This is a genomic window from Streptosporangium sp. NPDC023963 (assembly GCF_040639135.1).
Classification (GTDB): domain Bacteria; phylum Actinomycetota; class Actinomycetes; order Streptosporangiales; family Streptosporangiaceae; genus Streptosporangium.
Genome location: NZ_JBEZZK010000002.1, coordinates 551981 through 570851, shown reverse-complemented (window position 1 = coordinate 570851; position 18871 = coordinate 551981). Strand labels below are relative to the sequence as shown.

The following is an 18871-nucleotide window of genomic DNA, read 5'->3' as shown; positions in this document are numbered from 1 at the left end:
GGGTCAGCCGCCCTCGCGGTCGGGCTTGCCGAGCCTTCTCGGGCTCGTCAGGAAGCCCCAGCCCCACGACATGTGCATGGTGACGTACACCAGCGGCAGCCGGACGAGCGCCGGGGCGGGCAGGCCGCTGCCGGTGACCGCGGAACCGGCCAGGATCGCCGCCAGGTAGCCGCCCGGGATCAGCAGTCCCGGCCAGAAGAACGGGGAGACCACCAGGCCCGCGAGGATGGCCAGCACGGCCGTGGGCGGCGCCAGGTAGCGCAGGTTGATCGTGCCCTCGTGGGTGCGGGCGACCACCCTGCGCCAGCGGCCGTAGTGGAAGTACTGCTTGGCGAGCGCCTTGAGGTCGGGCCTGGGCCGGTAGGAGACGCGCATCCGGGGCTGGAACCAGACCAGGCCGCCCGTCTCGCGGATGCGGTGGTTCATCTCCCAGTCCTGGGCCCGCTGGAAGTGCTCGTCGTAGCCGCCGACCCGCTCCAGCGCGGCGCGGCGGAACACGCCGAGGTAGACCGTGTCGGCCGGGCCGGCGGTGCCGCCGGTGTGGAACCGGGCGCCGCCGACACCGATCTTGGACGTCATCGCGCGGGCCACCGCCTGCTCGAACGGCGTGACGCCCTCGGCCGCCATGACGCCGCCCACGTTGTCGGCGCCGGTCTCCTCAAGGGTCTCCACCGCGACCTGGAGGTAGTCGTCGGGGAGCATCGCGTGGCCGTCCACCCTGGCGATGATCGCGTTGCCGGAGGCGGCGATGGCGGCGTTGAGCGCGTTGGGGGTGCGGCCGGTCGGATTGGGCACGACGACCACGCGAGGGTCGTCGGCGGCGATTTCGTCGGCGACCTCCTGGGTACGGTCGCGAGAGGGGCCGATCGCGAGAACGACCTCGATCGGTCCCGCGTACCGCTGCGAGAGCACCTGACGCACCGCCTCCCGCAGATGGCGCTCCTCGTTCAGCACCGGGATGACGATGGAGATGGGGGGCCAGACACGTGTCTCGGAAGACGACGCCGGCGCGGGCGAGTCGGGGAACTGCTTCATGGCGTCGCTCACGCTACTGTACGAACGGGTACCTCATCGACCCAGCTGGAGCCTAGGGGGCCATGCATGCGCGACCCGGAGGAGGATTCGGGTGTGCACGTAGGCGGCGACGCCTACGGCAGCGTTCGGGTGAACCCGAGGCGTGATCGCAGGTCGGCGAGGGGTGCCCGCACCAGGCGGCGCGGTCTCGTGATCGCCGGCGCGCTCTCGTGCCTGGTTCTGGGCAGTTCCGGGGTGACCTGGGCGCTGACCAATTACGCCACGACGAAGATCGAGGCGGTCGACGCGGGGGTCCCCGGCTCGCGGTCGATCACCGGCGCCATGAACATCCTGGTGGTCGGCGTCGACAAGCGCGACGACCTCACCCGAAAGCAGCAGAACCAGCTCAAGCTGGGCCGCGAGACCGGCGAGCGCACCGACACCATGATGGTGATCCACGTGTCGGAGGACCACAGCAAGGTCACCGTGGTCAGCCTTCCCCGCGACACCTGGACGACGGTCCCCGGCAAGGGCATGCACAAGATCAACGCCGCCTACCAGCTCGGCGGCCCGAAACTCGCGACGCGCACGGTGCAGACCGCCACGGGCCTGACCCTGCACCACTACGTCGAGGTCAACGTGCTGGGCTTCATCGAGGTGGTCGACGCCCTCGGCGGCATCTCGGTCTGCACCCCGGTCCCGATCAACGACCCGAAGACCGCGCTCGACCTGCAGCCGGGCACCTACTCCTTCGACGGCGTCAAGGCCCTCTCCTACGCCCGTACCCGCGCCACCGCCCGCTCCGACCTCGACCGCATCGACCGCCAGCAGCAGGTGATCTCCGCGCTGCTGAACCAGGCGCTCAGCGGGGAGACGCTGACCAACCCGGTCAGGCTCGCCTCGTTCGTCGACACCGCCCTCGACACGATCCGGGTGGACGACGCGCTGCGCGGGGACCTGCTCGGCCTGGCCGACCAGCTCAAGGACGTCTCCACCGACGACGTCGCCTTCGCCACGGTCCCGCTCGCGGACGTCGACTACAAGACGCCGACCGGCGAGTCCGCCGTGCTCTGGGACAAGGAGGCGGCCAAGGAGCTGTTCCGCAGGATCGCCGCCGACGAGACGCTGGTCAAGCCCGCCAAACCCGGCAAGTCCACGCCCACCCCGGCGGCCTCCCCCTCGGCTCCCGCGCTGACCGTCGCGCCCTCGCGGATCGCCCTCAGGGTGCTCAACGGCACCACGATCACCGGCCTGGGCGCGCAGACCAGGGCCGACCTGCAGAGAGTCGGCTTCCTGGTGCCCGAGACCCCGGGCAACACCCCGCAGAAGGACTTCGAGAAGACCGTCATCCGGTACGGCCCCGGCCGCGAGGATTCGGCACGCACGGTCGCCGCCGCGCTGCCCGGGGCGGAGCTCCGCCCGCTGGAGAGCCTGGGCGACAAGATCGAGGTGGTCGTCGGCCGGAAACACGCCCCGGCGAAGAAGGTCACCGTGAAGGAGACGTCCGCCTCGCCCGCCCCGAGCGCCACCCCCGCCGCGACTCCGACAGCCAGAACGGCAACGGACAATATCTGCAAAAAGTGAGCTAAGTGCATAACAACCCTCCGTCAGGGCAGCTAAAAGGCACGGAGGTGATGATCGTGATCTCAACATTCGATGTTCGGACATGGCGCAGTGGCACCTGTGTGGTCGTGCAGGCGACGGGCGAGCTCGACATGGCCGTGGCTCCCCGGTTGCGAGCGGAGATCGACGGTGCCCTGCACGAGGCGGGCACCCCGAACCTGGTGATGGACCTGACGGGAGTGCCGTTCTGCGACTCGGTGGGACTGGGGGTCATCGTGGGCACGCTCACCCGTCTCAAGGAGGCCCACGGCCGCCTCATGCTGGTGGTGAGCCCCGGCATGATCACCCACCTGTTGACGATCACCAATCTCGACCGGCACTTCGAGACGCGGGACAGCCTGCGCGAAGCGCTCGACGCCATGGCCCCGAGTCACTCCTCGGGCTGACCTCTCCCAGGTCAGGCCGGCTTTCCCAGCCGGCTCACGCCTCTCTCCCGTCATTCGGGAAACGGTTTTCCCGCACGTCCACACCCCTGTGCCGCCGAGGTCACAAAGCTGTTTCCTCGAATAGCTGGCACATATGCAGGTTGGCATCTACACTTCGCTTCGAAGCTATACGATCACGGAAAGCGATGATTCGCACCGTTAGGGAGTATCGTGGCTTCAGATAGTCCACCCCCTCCGCGCCCGCACGACGCGACCGGGGAGGCGACGATCTGAGGCCAGGCGTCAGAGCGACACCCCCTGGCCGGATACGTACATTCACGTGAGCCTGCAGGGAAGTGGGCGATGAACGCACTTCAACTCACGAGCGAGCACGCGAACGGCTTCGTGGTCATCACGGTGGCCGGCGAGCTCGACCTCGCCACCAGGCCGGACCTGTCGGCCTTCACCCAGGACGTCATCGACGTCCGCCCCGGCACGGTCATCATCGACCTGGCCGGTGTCACCTTCATCGACGCCTGCGGCCTGAGCGCGCTGATCGCCGTCAAACGGTACGCACGCGAGCACGACACGCCTCTGCTCCTGGCCGGAGCCCCACCGGTCGTCCTGAAGCTCCTGAAACTGACCAACCTCGACGCCTCCTTCACCGTGATCTCCCGCACGGTGGCGATGGGCCCCCCACCGGGCTGCTCACAGGCCGCCTCGCACGTCCAGGCGACCAGCCCCCTCGCCGACCGCTAGACGAACACCAGAAGGGCCGGCCCGCGCCCCGAAGGGCGAGCGGCGGCCGAGAGACCGTCCGGCGCATGAAAAACGCGACCAGGTATGGCTCGCCGTCGCGAAAATGGCACTTTTCCGTCATGCCATATCGGGGGAAGGTGAAGAGGGGCATCTCGACCAGCGGAGGCGAGCTTTGACGAAGGCCGTGAAAACGACCGACAACACGAAGCTCGCAGGGGAAGAGAGCAGGCAGCTCGCGTTCGACGGCAGGCAACTGACGTACGAGGAGCGAGGAAAACCCGAGGGCATCCCGATCTTCATGTTGCACGGCACGCCGGGAAGCCGGGTCGGCCCGCGCCCTCGCGGATCCGTCCTCTACCGGCTGGGCGTACGCCTGATCACCTTCGACCGCCCGGGCTACGGCGGCTCCACCCGGCTGCAGGGGCGCTCGGTCGGCTCCGTGGCGGGCGATGTCGAGAGAATCGCCGACCACCTCGGGATCGAACGGTTCGCCGTGATAGGCCGGTCCGGAGGAGGACCCCACGCCCTGGCGTGCGCCGCGCTCCTGCCGCACCGTGTCACCCGCGTCGCGGCCCTGGTGAGCCTCGCCCCGCCCGAGGCGGAGGGGCTGGACTGGTTCGGCGGCATGACGCGGTCGAACATCGTGGAGTACATGGCGGCCCTCGCGGGCCTCAACCGCCTGACCGAGATCCTGACACCGGCCGCGCACGCCATCCGCAGCGACCCGACCCACCTCATCAGCGGCCTGTACGACGAACTGCCGGAGGCCGACCGGCGGGTGGTGGCCAACCCCCGTATCCGCGCGATGCTGCTGGAGAACTACGCGGAGGCCCTGCGCCACACCGCCGCCGGGTGGATCGACGACGCGATCGCCTTCTGCTCCCCCTGGGGCTTCGATCCGGCCGACATCACCGTCCCGACCCTGGTGTGGCACGGCGAGAAGGACAGGTTCTCCCCCGCCGACCACTCGCGCTGGCTGGCCTCGCGCATTCCCACGGCCCGGATGACCGTCCAGCCGGAGGCCGCGCACTTCGGTGCCCTGAACGTGCTGCCCGACATGCTCCCCTGGCTGGCCAACCATGAGCGAATCATCTGATCACCAGGACTGCGGTTCGAGATCGCGGTTCACCCGGCGCCACGCCGCGAGGTCCGCGACGTAGGGGTGGTCGTCGCCCAGCGCGCGCCGCATCGCGTTCAGCACCCGCTCGCGCATCTGCCTGGCCTCGGCCGTGTGACCCACGGCGTTCAGCGTGATCGCCAGGTTCGCCTCGCAGACGAGGACGTCCGGATGCTCCGCGTGCAGAACGGCGCGCAGGCTTTCGAGGGTCTGCCGCTCCAGCGCCTCCGCCGCGGGCAGGTCACCGAGCTCCGCCAGGCAGCCGGCCGTGCCGATGGCACTGACCAGGGTCGAGGGATGGGTGGCGCCCATCCTCGCGGCGAAGACGGCGAACGTCCGCTCCGCGAGATCCCTCGCCTCCCGGAGGGCACCGAGTTCCCGCAGGTAGATCGCGAGGTTGTTGGCGGCGGTCAGGGTGTACGGGTGATCCTCTCCGTACACGCGCGAGAAGTGGCCCATGGCGTCGGCGGCGAGATCGCGGGCGCGGTCCACCTCCTGGGTGAGGGCGAGGCAGGAGGCGAGCTCCAGGCTCGCGACGAGGGTGTCGGGCATGGTCGGGCCGTACCGCGCCGAATACTGCGCGACGGTCTCCTCCGCCTGCCGGCGGGCCTCGGACTCCCGTCCGGCCCTGCGCAGGGCGGTGGCGAGCCCGTTGGCGGTGCGGAGGGTGTCGAGCCAGTCGTCCCCCAGCACCTGGCGGTACTGCTCCAGGGTGACCCTCATCATCTCCAGGCAGTCGCGGAAGTTCCCGAGTTCACGCAGGTCGCGGGCGAGACTGGCGGCCGAGTAGAGGGTGTAGGGATGAGTGTCCCCGAGCACCACCTTGCGACGGTCCGTCGTCTCCTGGTCGAGGTCCCGCGCCCGCGCGAAGTGACCGGCCAGCCTGAGGCTGGTGCCCAGGTTGTGGGCGGCCATCAGGGTGCGGCGGTGATCGATGCCGAAGAGCTCCTTGAGCCGCTCGTACGTCTCGCCGTCCATCTCCAGCGCCTGCTGGAAGTCTCCCAGCGCCCGGAGGTCGGCCGCGAGCCCACCGGCCGTCATCAGCGTGTACACGTGGTAGTCGCCGAGCTCCCGGCGCTGCTGGGTGAGGACCTCGGTGTCGACGGTGCGCGCCTCGCCGTAGCGCCCCTGGGAGCGCAGCGTGTTGGCCAGGTGGAACCGGAGATGGACGGTCTGCCTGTCCCCCTTTCCCAGCTTCTCGTTCCACTGCTCCTCGAGCTGCGAGCCGAGCTGGAGACTCGCGCCGAACTCACCGCGCTTCCACAGGTAGCGGACGCGGTCGATCAGCAGCCGCCGGGTCTCCTCCTCGTCGCAGCCCGCGGCGGCGGAGGGTACGAGGTGCGGCCAGATCTCCTCGTAACGGGGCCAGTTCTCCGGGTCGTCGGTGTCACCGACCCTCGGCCGGGCCGCCACCAGGACCCGGTGCACGTCGTGGACGGTGCGATCGAGCTGATCCGCGTCCATCTGGCTGCGGACCACCGCCTGGATGAGCCGGTGGACCTGGATGGAGTTGTCCGCCTGGTCGACCTTGGCCAGCGCGTAACGGCCGAGCTGCAGGATGACGGGGCCGAGCATGAGCTTCTCGCGCACCGCCTCGTCGAACGGCGCCAGGCAGTTGACCATGGCGTCGGAGTACAGCATGTCGAGGGAGATCGGTTCGGGTGCGAAGAACGCGAGCAACTCGAGCAGCCGGACCGAGGCGGGTGACCGCTCCCTGAGCCGGTCGAACGACAGGTTCCAGGTCGCCATGACCGGGATGGGGTAGTCGCTCTGCGGCTCGGCGAGGGCGAGCACCTCGGTCAGCCGCCCCTCGAGTTGCTCGACGTACTGCCCGGCGGGCATGCCCGTCTGCTCCAGCCAGGCACCGGCCTGCTCGATGGCGAGCGGGAGATCCCCGAGTGCCCGCGCGACCCTGTCGGCGTCCTCGGAGGCCAGTCCCGGCGCCCTGCGCAGCAGGTGTTCGATGCTCTCCTGGCGGGTGAAGACGTCGACCGCCAGCGGTTCGGCGACGCGCGACCAGTCCGTGTTGCGCGAGGTGATGAGGACGTGTCCCGCGCCGCTGGGGAGGAACCGTTCGAGATCCTTGGGGTTGTCGGCGTTGTCGAAGATCAGGAGCCAGTTCTCGTAGGGATCTCCTTGGCGCAGTGCCTCCCGGGCGGCCTGCGCCGCCTCGGCGACGTTGTCGCCGACACGCAACCTCAAAAGCGGCGCGAGCTCGGCCATCACCGGGTTGATCTGGTCGAGGTGCTCGGCCGGGATCCACCAGACGACGTCGTAGTCCGCCATGAAGCGGTGGGCGTACTCCAGCGCCACCTGGGTCTTGCCGACACCGCCGAGGCCGTACACGGCCTGAGGGAGGACGACCGTCCTGTTGCTTCCGACGATCTGGTCCCTGAGCCGGTCCAGGACGGCGTTACGGCCGGTGAACGTCGCGTTCCTGGTGGGCAGGTTCCAGACCGGGGGACGTGTGCCGGGGAAGCGCGGGCCGACCGACCCCGGGTCGTCCGAACCCTCGGCCGAATGGGCCGGCCTGCCCACCACCCGGAGCAGGGCCTCCGTGGCCTGGGGTTCGTCGAGCCTCATCAGGTCGGCGCTGCTCCGGTCACTGAAGGGAGGGACGAGCCGTATGTCCGTCACCCGGACCGGGACAAGCCAGTCGGGAGCCACCGGATCGGCCCCCCGGGGAGTCTCGATGACGGCCCGCGCCTCCGCCGAGCGGAGATAGGCGGCGGAGAGCACCGCGACGACGCGGGAGGCGTAGGGGTTCGTCTCCCACCCCTGGACGTCACCGGGCGGGGTGAGGCCGCCCCTGCGGACCCGGAAACCCGCCCGGGTGAGCGTGGCCTCGATCCACTCGGCCCACAGACGATCTTCCGGAACGTGGCTGAGCGTGACGACCGTCGGAACGTTGAGCGTCTTCCTGTGGAGGAACTTGTCCCTGACGCGCAGCCGGAGTTCCTCCTCCATGAGGGGCAGGGACCGGATCTCCCCATTGGTGATCACTCCGACGAGCCGTTCGAAGGCGGCCAGGAGGGAGTTGGGCGACCCGGGGGCGTCGCCGAACGCCGCCAGCGTCTCCTCGAACCCGTAGAAGGGCTTGTAGGGGATCTCCACCCCTCCCCAGTAGGCGCGCAGTTCCCCGGCGTCCATGGAGGCGGGGAAGCGGTCGAACTGGCGGCGGGCGAACGACCGCCCGGCCTCCAGCCTCTCCTTCTCGCTCTCGTCGATCCGCATCGGCACCGGCAGGATCCGGATGCCTCGCTCGTGGTAGCGCTCGTCGATGTGGCGGGCGATCGCCGAGGCGCCCTCGATCCCCTGGTCGCTGAGGGTGAAACAGACCACGAGGGTGTCGGGAAACTGCACGGTGCAGATGTCGGCCATATCGCTGAGGCCGGTCCGGCTGTCGATGAGGATGTAGTCGTAGTTGCGCTTCATGTCGGCGCGCATGGCGTCGAAGAACGTGCCGCCCTTGAGCTCCTCGTAGAAGTCGTCCCAGTCGAACGTCGACAGCAGGGAGGCGTAGTCGCGGTTCTGGCGGCCGGCGGAGAGGAAGTCGAGGCCGCCCTCTCCCGGGAACTCCTCCCACTCCAGGGAGACCGCGTGCCGCAGCACCTTCGCGTAGTCCAGATGCCAGGGGCCCGACCGGGGCTTCTGGCTCCTGGCCGCCATGGCGTACTCGTTGGTCATCTCGATCACGCCCGGCGTCGCGCCGATCGTCGCCCCGTCGAGGAAGGGCCGGAAGAACTTGTGCAGTCCCGGAGACTCCAGGTCCCAGTCGACGACCAGCACCCGCTTGCCGTTGGCCGCGAGGATCCAGGCGGTGTTGGCGAGGGCCATGGTGCGCCCGGTACCGCCCTTGTACGAGTAGAAGGTGATGATGTGGCCCTCGGGGGCGTCACTCATGGGGTGCCTCCGCGTCATAGGCGTCGGGCGAGGACTGGGGACCTTGCAGGCGCGGACGCTCGATCGAGGGTTCTCCCTCGGGGGGATGCGCCGGGGCGTGCCGCAGGTACTGCGCGGCGGTGGAACGCGCGGTCTCGGCCATGGCCCTGCTGAACTCGGGGAGCGAGGAGACGACGGTGACCGCGGACTGCGCGACGCGGCCCGCGGTCATCTTCCTCGGCAGGCTGTCTCCCAGAAGCGCTCTCAGCCGCGCCTCCGCCTCGGCGGTCTCCGGATCGTCGCGGTTCAGCACCAGTATCACCGCGACCCACTGCTCGCCCGACTCGTCCACCCGGCGCAGCGACCGCAGCAGGCCCTCCGAGCCGGCGGCCCAGATGTCGAGCAGCAGGACACAGGGGCACGCGTCCGTCGCGGCGTCCGACGGCCCGGCAAGGAGACCGGGTTCGGGGCTGTATCCGAGATAGCGGATGATGTTCTGCGCGTGTTCGACCAGCGGTATCTTGAGAACCGGCTCGTACGGGTTCCATTCCAGCGGGGTCGCCGCTTTCTTCCGCCCCTTGGGATGATTGGAAGCGTCGGGAGACACAACGGTGACACGGATGCGCCGGCCGTTGGGGCGATGGGCCTTGTAATACCCGAAGGCGCTCTCCACGGAGTGGTAGTCGGGCGCTTCCATCAGCGCGAGCTTGGAATTCTTTCCGGCTTCGACGATCCGCCGGGCCAGCTCGTAGACGGCGCGCTCGTAGACCGTGTTGAAACGCCGGAGCTTCATGATTCCGTAGAAGCCGTGTTCCTCGTAGGATTTCGAGGTCGGGTCCAGATTTCCCAGCTGGATGTCGCTGACTCCCTCGGGGAGATCCTCCATGCCGACCGGCACCCAGACCGCGGGCACGATCGCCTCGATCCTGCCGAGACCGAGCTCCTCATGGCGCGTGATCCGTCGCGAGAAAGCCGCCCACTCCCTGCCGCACTGCTCGCTTTCGAAATAACGCTTCGAGTACAGCGGGACGAAGACCCTGCAGGTCGCGATGGCCTGAGCCAGCCGGTCCGGCCAGACACTCCCCGGGTTGAGACTCCGATCTATGAACCCCGCCACGGCACCGTGCGACAGTTCGCTCATTTGCATCACGTGCCTGCACAGATCGTCGAACAGCTTATGCACCCACTGATCGGGATCACTGCGATCGCTTAAGTCGTGCTTCGGCGTGTGCGCGTAACTGAGAAAGAAGTAGGGACCGACTCGTGGATCATCTAACACGAGCAGTCACACCTCCCGGCGGGCACTTGACGCCTCGAGTATAGGGTGACATGCCGAAGTGGCAAATACCGTCATATTGCGGAGAGTACACATAAGACTTTATATGCACACCCGTGTTCAAAAAGAAGCGCTCGAAACAGCGACAACGTCTCGGCGGACAGCGCGGCGCGCACGGGTTCCGCCCCGTCAATGATCACCCGGACGAGATGGGGAAGACCCGTCGACGGCACCGTCGGACGGGTGAAGGCGATATTCGCACACCGGAACAACGAAGTAAACGACGGAGACATGCGGGCGGATGGTTCGCGGCATCCGGACGAACGACCTGACGCCGCCACCGTGAACCGGCGGCGCGTCACTCCACGCCCGTTCTCGGGTCACCCCGGGAGCGGCGTGCTCCGGCCCCATGACTCCCGATGGGCGTCGGCCCTGCGCCGGGCCTCGTACTCCGCCTCGGGGGAGACCGGCTCCTCGAGCCAGCGGCCGACGCTCTCGGCCATCGCGTTCACGAACTTCCTGCCCGTCGCGGTCAGCGCGCCGGAGCCGTCCAGGGTCTTCAACGCCTGCGCCGTCTGGCTCCGCCAGTGGGCGAACTGGATCGCGGCCCTTTCCGCCTCCGCCCCTCCGTCGAGAGTGCGCCGCACCCGCCAGAAGTCCGTCACGGCGATGTGGGCGTACGTGCCCTGCAACAGCCCTTCCAGCGGCCGGGGGTCGTCGCGCCAGGGAGCGTAGTAGAGCGAAACGTCCTTGGCGTCGTACAGGTCGAGCATGTCCAGCACCGCGCCCAGCTTGACGTGCTGGAACTCGTGGATCAGCAGGAGCGCCAGGGTCGCGGCGTCGGAGGGCGCCGCCGCGGCGACGGCGCCGAAGGCGTCACGCGCGGTGGAACTGACGTCCCTCCCGTCGTCACGGGGAACCAGCGGGATGATCGTGGTCAGCCCGGCGGCCATGGCCGGGGCGTAAGCGGGGTGATCACGAACGATCAGCTTCCAGGCGTCGTGGAGAAGCTCGCTCCACCGCTCCAGCTCGGCCTCGCTCAGCCGGTCCGCGGCGGGCCACCGGTGACAGTCACGGTAGGGGTCGATGTCGTCCAGGGCGACGGACAGGTCGCCGACGACCAGCCTGCGCACCGGCGACCAGCCCGGCACCGCCTCCCGCGCGCCGACGTCCACGCGCCGGCTGTGCCCGTCCGCGTCGACGGCGAACCAGCCGTCACCCGTCGTGACGGTCGCCGTGCCGGTGAGGCCGACGTCCAACCGGCCCAGACCGGGCAGGTGAAGCGCGCCGTCACGGACGGGCACGCGAAGGGACGTCTCCATCCCGGCGCGGAGAGCCGCGGTCACCGCGATCGCGGAAAGATGGGCGTCGTCGGCGCGGCCGTTCATGTGCTGGACGGCCCAGACCCGCACGTAAGGGTGAGCCAGGACGGCGTTGAGCGCCTCGGGAGACTTCCGGTCGACATACGTGAGCAGCCGCCAGGCCTCCGGCGAGGCCGCGACGGTGCCGATCTTGCCGAGGAGGGCACGGCGCATGGTTCGCTGGACCGTCTCCAGAGCGAGCATCGCACCGCTCCCCCCGTAACCCGTGGCGAGCGCGGCGAGGTCTCCGGCCCGCAGCGTGTGGGGGTCGAGGCCGGTGATCGCGTCGTTGACGTGCGTGATCAGGCGTAGCAGATCGGCGCAGTAGGCGCTGGGATTGTCGAAGGCCGACCCCGTGCGGTAACGGTGGGCGTAAAGGCCCCCGCCGCAGGTCTCGACCACCGGACACGCCCGGCACCGGTCGCACAGGCCGGCCAGGCCGACCTGCCTGTCGCCGAAACCCGGGTGGCGGGCGACCTCGTCCAGGCAGTGGTCGCGGACGCCCAGCCCCGTGGCCGGGGCGCCGTCGTAGGTCGTCTTCAAGGAGTCGACCTGCTCGTACGAGCCGTCGGTCTCGATGACGACCAGGTCGTTCGGCTGCAGGCCGAGCGACTCGGTGAGGCTGCTTCCGTTGCCACGGATCCGGAGCGCGGAGTCGAAGATCCGTACGGCCATCGGCCTTCCGTCGGCCATCCACCGGTCGAACACCTTGATCAGCCAGTCGCCGTGGGCCCCCTCGGGCGACGGTGGCCGGTCCCACGTGGTGTGGGGAAGCAGGAAGTCGATGTGAGGCGGTTCGAGATCGGCCAGCGCCTCGTAGACCACGACGGGGTCGTTCGCGATGTCGACCGTGCACAGCAGTCCGGCGTACAGGCCCGGGTGGTGGCGCCTGAGCAACTCGACCGCGCGGATCACCTTGTCGTAGCTGCTGCGGCCGTTGGCGTACTTCCTGTGGCGGTCGTTGGCGGCCCGGTCTCCGTCGAGGGAGATACCCACCTTGATGTCGTGCTCGGCGAAGAGGTCGCAGAAAGCCTCGTCCAGCAGAACACCGTTCGTGTGGATGCGCAGATCCAGCGCGCAGACACCTTCGAGCGCCCCCCGGATCTCGTCGGCGATCCCGGCGAGCCTGTCGCGTCCCGCCAGCAGTGGCTCGCCGCCGTGCAGGACCACGTGGACCTTGGGAAGCCCGTGACGGCTCGCGTGGTCGGCGATCCTTCTCGCCGACCACGCGATCGTCTCGTCGGACATCACAACGGGCCGGCCGCGCCAGCTCTGATCGGCGTGCTCATAGACGTAGCAATGATCACACGCGAGATCGCACCTGCTCGCGACCTTGAGCACGAACTGGCGGAACGGGGCGGCGGGCGAGTTCAAGGCGGCTGGTCGTCGGAGGGCGGTTCAGATGGAGGAGTTGAAAGCGGCGACGTCGACCTGCCGCCCCGACGGTTCTGGAAGAACGCGCTTCAGGAGCCCCGCTTCGGCCCATGAGCCGACGCGAGCAAGGGAAAAACCATTCAAGTCAGGTATGTCGGTTTCGAGCCTCGACTCGATGTCCCCGAAGGTATCGTTCTTCACGTCGGCCATCCGTTTTAGGATTTGATTAGCGCAGGGCTTGAATGTCCACCGAAACGATGCGGCCATTCTTAGTAATGGAGCTGTAACTCAGCGTACACGATGTCGCGATCAAAGAGTGGACCGTACCTCTGAGGTTAGCCTCTCACATGGAAAGGACCACCCCGCAAGGGTACACATATAGGCCGGTCTGGATAGATCTCCCTGGCGGATCGGCCAAACTTTTACCTCCCGGGCGGCCATGGTGAAGAGCAATTTGCCCCGGCAAGGGATTGAATGGCGCCTCCAGTGCCCATAGCAGTGGAAATTACGCTCTAGACATACTTGGCGGCACTTAAGCTAGATGATCCATTTGCCCCATAAGAGAAGTATGTTGGCTTATGTCCGTCTCTCCTGTCCGGCTCAGACCGATTCGACCCCTTACATCCGGTCGTCAAACATCTGCAACTTCCGACGAGAGCCGCCGCGTCCCGCCCCAACCTCCGCAGGCGAACGGATGACATTCATCTCTCACACGAATATCCGCGTTCATCCGCAATAAAAGCAGAATCACCTGTCATGCGCACAAAAATCATGGGCGTGAGCGGAAGGATCTTTTCGGTATAACAGATTCAATCGGTAACAGCCGGCCGAAAGCCTGCTCACATTCTACCGATCCACCCCGAAGACCAGATCCTACTTCGATTGCTTGACGGGCGACAGATCCAGATCGAAGATGCACAAGAAAGGGAAAGGGACTGTTCGCAATCACCGGCCGCACCGACATGACACAACACCAAAGGAGAGGTAATCACGCAGGAAATGCGCCCCCGTATCGTGATCACGGGACATCGTGATCTCACCCCGCCCACGACGAGGCTCGTCGAAAAAGCGATCAGACGATTTCTCACGCCCTACGCCCCCGAGATGGTGGGCGTCTCCTGTCTCGCCGAGGGCGCGGACCAGATCTTCGCCAAAGTGGTGCTCGACCTGGGCGGACTCCTCGAAGCGATCGTCGTCGCCGAGCAGCACCATCTCACGCTCGCCCCTCCGTACAGGGCGTCCTACGGACGCCTGCTCGGCCGGGCCGGAACGATCAGGCGGCTTCCGTTCTCCTTTCCCTCACCCGAGATCTACGCGAAAGCGAACAGGGAACTACTGGAAGGGGCGAATTTCATGGTGGCCGTATGGGACGGGCGTCCGGAAAACGGGATTGGGGGGACAGCCGAGGTCGTAAGGGAAGCACAGGACAGAATGATCGACGTACGGGTGCTGTGGCCGCGAGGAGCGGCGCGTGCGAGCGCGGGCGTCTCCTGTGACAACCAGCCCATCCCATGAGATGAGGGCGATCCCGGAGTCCCAGCTGCCGGCGCTCTACCGCGCCGCCGACAGGGGCGCGGTGGTCGGGCAGCGAAGGCTGATGAAGGCCACCGCCCTCCGCCTTGGTTCGCTGGTCCTGGCGGCCGCTTTCGGCTCCTTCAGCCTGAACAGCGGGAGGCTGGACATAGCGGCGGTCCTGTCCGCGACGGCCCTGGCGACGGCCCTCGTGACGGATGTCTACCTGCTCACCATGCGCCCCGACCGTCAGTGGTACGAGGCCAGGAGCACCGCGGAGTCCGCCAAGACTCTCGCATGGCGTTACCTGGTGGGCGGAGAGCCTTTCGGTCTCCTCGAGGACGAGGAGAAGACGGATCGGTTGCTGCACCGCAGATACTCGGAGATCACGAACGGCATCCACGAGTTCGCACCGGTTCCGCCCGACGACGGTGCCGCCCAGGTGACCGAGGTGATGCGCGCCGTCCGAGCCCTGCCGCTGGACGAGCGCAGGCGCCATTACGCCATCGGCCGCATCTACGACCAGCGGTCGTGGTACACCGCCAAAGCCATCCACCACGACAACCGGGCGGCGCGCTGGTCGGTGACCCTGGCCGCGATGGAGGCCCTCGGCCTGGTCGGCGCGGTGCTGAACGCGGGACAGGTCATCGACCTGGATCTCCCCGGGATCATCGCCGCGGCCGCGGCCGCGGGGGTCGCGTGGCTGCAGACCAGGCAACACCAGAATCTGGCCCGTTCCTACTCCGTCACCGCCCTGGAACTCGGGGACATCGCGTCGAGGCTGGACCGGCCCATGACGGAGAAGGAGTGGGCGCGCTTCGTCGAGGAGACGGAGAAGATCCTTTCCCGCGAGCAGATGCTGTGGTGGGGCTCCCACAACTGACCGGTGCGTCCTGGCCGTCCTCACCCTCACCCCGCCCGAGGTGCGCCAGGGAAGCCGCCCCGGTCAGGCACCCCGCCCGAGGTGCGCCCGGGAAGCCGCCCCGGTCAGGCGGACTCCCTGATCACCAGCGTCGGCTCGAAGATCCGCGAGGTCACCGGATGGTCCGGATGCTCGATGTGGGTCAGCAACAGCCGTCCCATCTCGGCGGCCATGTCCTCGACGGGGTGGCGGACGGTGGTGAGCGGCGGGCGGCAGGCCAGCGCCGCGCTGCTGTCGTCGAAACCCACCATGGCCACGTCGCCGGGCACGCTGCGCCCGTGCTGGCGCAGCACCAGCAGGGCGCCCTGGGCCATCAGGTCGTTGGCCGCGAAGACGCCGTCGATGTCGGGATGCTCGGCGAGCAGCCGTTCCATCGCCACCTCGCCGCTGTGGAGGGTGAAGTTGCCCTCGGCGCAGGGGACGTAGGGATGGCCGTGCACGGCCATCGCCTCCTGGAAGCCCGCCAGGCGGTCCTGGCCGGCCGGGACGTCGAGCGGGCCGGAGATGGTCGCCGGCCTGCGGCAGCCCCGGGCGACGAGATGGTCGGCGGCCAGCTTGCCCCCGGCCCGGTGCCCGACGTCGACGTAGCTGATCGGGATCGGCCTGGCCGGTCTGGCGAAGAGCACCGCGGGCAGCGAGGCGTCGGCGAGCAGCTTGGGCAACGTGTCCTCGGCGCTGATGGAGACCAGGATGGCCCCGTCGACGTTGCCCCGGCGCAGGTAGCCGATGACCTGGTCGCGGGTCTCCGGGGTGTCGGCGAACATCAGGATCGGATAGATGCCCAGCGGGCGCAGGAAACCGACGACGCCCCCGGCCACGCGCCCGAAGAACGGATCGGCGAAGACGTGGCCGGGAAACGGGCTCTCCTCGCTGCTGCCCGCACCGGAGACGATCAGGGCGATCGTCCCCGTACGCCGGGTGACCAGGGAGCGCGCGGCCTGGTTGGGAACGTAGCCGGTGAGGGCGATCGCCTGCTTGACCTTCTCCTGGATCGCGAGATCGACATTGCGGATCCCGTTGATCACGCGCGAGACCGTGGCACGGGAGACTCCCGCCGCCCGCGCCACATCCTCCAAGGTCGGGGGTGCCGACACTCGCGGCAGGCCTTCGCTCATAGGGCTTTTATAGCACAGCGAGAGAGCGCTCTCCCGAGGGCTCTTCCGAGGTCGGCGGCTCCGTGCCGAGGAGCACCGCGGCGCTCAGCGGCAGGTCGGCGGCCGAGCGTCCGGCGAGCACCGTGAAGACGCCCTCCTCGGCCCGCCAGGCGTGATGCTCGGCCGACCAGTGCCGGAAGGCCCGCGCCGGGACCTCCACCGTGACCTCGGCGACCTCGCCCGGCCCCGCGTCGGCGAGGGCGTAGCCGGCCAGCCAGCGCGCGGGACGGGTCACGCCCGTCTCCGGCCGGGACAGGTAGACCTGGACGACCTCGCGGCCGGCGCGCTCGCCGGTGTTGCGCAGCCGTACCCGGACGGGCAGCGGGCTCTCCGGGGAGACGTCCCAGGGCACGGAGACGTCCTCGTATGACCAGGACGTGTATCCGAGGCCGTGCCCGAACCAGTACGCCGGCGGCTCGGGCTGCCGCAGCCAGGCGCGGTACCCGATGTCGAGGCCCTCGGCGTAGGCGAGCGTCCCGTTTTGCGGGACGGTGGAGACGAGCGCCCTGTCGGCCCAGGTCGTGGGCAGCCGGCCACCGGGTTCGGCCCGGCCGAACAGCACGTCGGCGAGGCCGTGCCCCGCCTCCTGCCCGGGGAACCAGCTCAGGAGCACGGCCGGCACCTCCTCGCGCCACGGCAGGATCATGGGGCCGCCGGAGTTGACGACCACGACGGTCGCCGGGTTGGCCGCGGCCACCGCCCGGACCAGCTCGTCCTGGCGTCCCGGCAGCTCCAGGTGCGTACGGTCGGCGCCCTCGTTCTCGATCTCCTCCGTGGAGCCGACCACGACGATCACGGCGTCGCAGGTGCGGGCGAGCTCGACCGCGGCGGCCAGCTCCACCTCGTCGGCGCGCCGGGGCGGGTCGGCGGCCAGGACCGAGGCGATCCCGCTGCCGGGGTCGAGCCGCCGCCGGGAGACCAGCTCCACGTCCCGGCCCGCCGTCACGGGGAACCGGGCGCGCCGGTACGGCGGGGACAGGTGCACGGTGGCGGGGTCGTCGGTGTCACGCTCCACCTCCTCGTCGACCAGGACGTGACCGTCCGCCTCCAGCAGGACGTGGCCCCATCCGGCGACGGCCAGCTCCCACATCCCGTCCGCCTCCGGACGCAGCAGGGCGCGGATCTCGACGGTGGCGGCGGTGTCGATCCGCGCGGGCTCCAGGACGCGGCCGGTGAGCCGGTGCTCGGCGTGGATCTCGGCTCCGGCGCCGTCCAGCAGCCGGACCAGGACGCCGGGCTCACCGGTCAGGGGGTCGCGGGCGTTGTCCGTGCCCAGCGGGGTCGGCCGGTCGTCGAGGTGCGGGCCGGGGCGGTGGAGCACCTCCGCCGTACCGGACAGGGCCTCGCGGATGCCGTCGAGGGGGGACACGACGGACACGGGGTACACGCCCGCGCTGCCGCCTCCCTGGATCCGGGCGGCGGCGGCGTTCGGCCCGAGCACGGCGACCCTGCGCAGGCGCGAGGGGTCGAGGGGAAGCAGCGAGTCCTCGTTGCGCAGGAGGACGGTGCTCGCGGCGACGGCCCTGCGCAGCAGCGTGCGGGCGGCCCCGTATCCTCCCCGCTCGCCGCCGTCCTCCCGCCCGGCGGGGCCGGGGAGGGCGGGCGGGGCGTCGGCGGCATCGGCGTCGAGGTCCAGCGCGCCGACCCGGGAGGCCAGCCGGAGCAGGCGCCGGACCTTGTCGTCGATCGCGGCCTCCGGCACCTCGCCCGCGCGCACCGCGGCGACCAGCGCCTCCCCCCAGGTGCCCTCAGGACCCGGCATCGCGAGGTCCTGCGCGGCGCGGGCGGCGGGACCGGTGGAGCGGACGCCGCCCCAGTCCGACACGACCACCCCGTCGAACCCCCACGCCCCCTTGAGCGGGTCGGCCAGGAGAGGGCTCTCCGACATCGTGGTCCCGTTCACCCCGTTGTAGGCGGACATGACGACCCAGACGCCTGCCTCCACCGCGGCCTCGAACGGCGCCAGGTACAGCTCGCGCAGGGTCCGCTCGTCGACGCGGGCGTCGAGGGTGAGCCGTTCGGTCTCGGAGTCGTTGGCGACGTAGTGCTTGGCGGTGGCCGCCACCCCGCCCGCCTGGACGCCCCGGACGCAGGCGGCGCCGATCCTGCCGGTCAGCAGGGGGTCCTCGGAGTAGCACTCGAAGTGGCGCCCGCCGAGCGGCGAGCGGTGCAGGTTGAGCGTCGGGGCGAGCAGGACGTCCACGCCCTTGCGCCGCGCCTCGCCGGCGAGCAGCCCGCCCAGCAGTTCCACCAGGTCGTCGTCCCAGGTGGCGGCCAGCGCGGTCGCGGAGGGCAGGGTCAGGGAGGTGCTCCGCTCGTCCCACCCCTCCCCGCGCACGCCGACCGGGCCGTCGGAGGTGACCATGGCCCGCAGCCCGATGCCCGGCTCCGCGTGAGTGGACCACACGGTCGCCCCGGTGAGCAGCCGCACCTTGCGTTCCAGGTCCAGCTTCTCCACCAGCCGGTCGAGCTCGTCGATGCCCACGTGTGTTTCCCTTCGCTGTCGGAGAGC

General features: G+C 69.2%; 13 protein-coding genes. 6 read left to right on the top strand and 7 right to left on the bottom strand.

The window, feature by feature from the left end:
* Positions 1–3: 3 nt before the first annotated feature.
* Positions 4–1035, bottom strand: coding sequence for an ExoA family glycosyltransferase (locus tag AB0F88_RS08620; protein WP_362680593.1), 1032 nt, complete (start codon positions 1033–1035; stop codon positions 4–6).
* Between the two features lie 93 nt (positions 1036–1128).
* Between AB0F88_RS08620 and AB0F88_RS08615 the strand changes: the two genes are divergently transcribed.
* The 4 genes from AB0F88_RS08615 (at position 1129) to AB0F88_RS08600 (ending at position 4857) form a co-directional block, all read left to right on the top strand.
* A complete protein-coding gene (locus AB0F88_RS08615) occupies positions 1129–2598 on the top strand; it encodes an LCP family protein (RefSeq protein WP_362679098.1) in 1470 nt (489 codons plus the stop codon).
* A 56-nt stretch (positions 2599–2654) separates the two neighbouring features.
* Entirely contained in the window at positions 2655–3023 is a 369-nt protein-coding gene (locus tag AB0F88_RS08610; protein ID WP_362679095.1) for an STAS domain-containing protein, read from the top strand.
* Positions 3024–3365: 342 nt separating this feature from the next.
* A complete protein-coding gene (locus tag AB0F88_RS08605) occupies positions 3366–3761 on the top strand; it encodes an STAS domain-containing protein (RefSeq protein ID WP_362679092.1) in 396 nt (131 codons plus the stop codon).
* A 172-nt stretch (positions 3762–3933) separates the two neighbouring features.
* A complete protein-coding gene (locus AB0F88_RS08600) occupies positions 3934–4857 on the top strand; it encodes an alpha/beta hydrolase (RefSeq protein WP_362679089.1) in 924 nt (307 codons plus the stop codon).
* Here AB0F88_RS08600 and fxsT read toward each other — a convergent pair whose 3' ends face one another.
* The 4 genes from fxsT to AB0F88_RS08580 form a co-directional block, all read right to left on the bottom strand.
* Complete coding sequence (gene fxsT / locus AB0F88_RS08595) at positions 4858–8781, bottom strand: FxSxx-COOH system tetratricopeptide repeat protein (RefSeq protein ID WP_362679085.1); 3924 nt, start codon at positions 8779–8781, stop codon at positions 4858–4860.
* A complete protein-coding gene (locus AB0F88_RS08590) occupies positions 8774–10039 on the bottom strand; it encodes a TIR-like protein FxsC (RefSeq protein WP_362679082.1) in 1266 nt (421 codons plus the stop codon). Before AB0F88_RS08590 ends, fxsT begins: the two co-directional genes overlap by 8 nt.
* Positions 10040–10416: 377 nt before the next feature.
* Complete coding sequence (locus tag AB0F88_RS08585) at positions 10417–12771, bottom strand: FxsB family cyclophane-forming radical SAM/SPASM peptide maturase (protein ID WP_362679079.1); 2355 nt, start codon at positions 12769–12771, stop codon at positions 10417–10419.
* Positions 12772–12795: 24 nt separating this feature from the next.
* Positions 12796–12981, bottom strand: a complete 186-nt coding sequence (locus tag AB0F88_RS08580) for a hypothetical protein (RefSeq protein WP_362679076.1) — start codon at positions 12979–12981, stop codon at positions 12796–12798.
* Positions 12982–13875: 894 nt separating this feature from the next.
* Between AB0F88_RS08580 and AB0F88_RS08575 the strand changes: the two genes are divergently transcribed.
* The gene (locus tag AB0F88_RS08575; protein WP_362679073.1) at positions 13876–14286 is read left to right on the top strand and encodes a hypothetical protein; all 411 of its coding nucleotides are present in this window, start codon (positions 13876–13878) and stop codon (positions 14284–14286) included.
* Position 14287: 1 nt separating this feature from the next.
* Positions 14288–15166: a DUF4231 domain-containing protein gene (locus tag AB0F88_RS08570; RefSeq protein WP_362679070.1), complete on the top strand. Its 879-nt coding sequence runs from the start codon at positions 14288–14290 to the stop codon at positions 15164–15166.
* Positions 15167–15270: 104 nt separating this feature from the next.
* Here the strand turns inward: AB0F88_RS08570 and AB0F88_RS08565 are convergent, their stop codons facing one another.
* Positions 15271–16320 (bottom strand): LacI family DNA-binding transcriptional regulator, encoded by a 1050-nt coding sequence (locus AB0F88_RS08565; protein ID WP_362679067.1) that lies wholly within the window; start codon positions 16318–16320, stop codon positions 15271–15273.
* Positions 16321–16327: 7 nt separating this feature from the next.
* Positions 16328–18844 carry a glycoside hydrolase family 3 C-terminal domain-containing protein gene (locus AB0F88_RS08560; protein WP_362679064.1) on the bottom strand — a complete coding sequence of 839 codons (2517 nt, stop codon included), beginning with the start codon at positions 18842–18844 and terminating at the stop codon, positions 16328–16330.
* Positions 18845–18871: the final 27 nt, after the last annotated feature.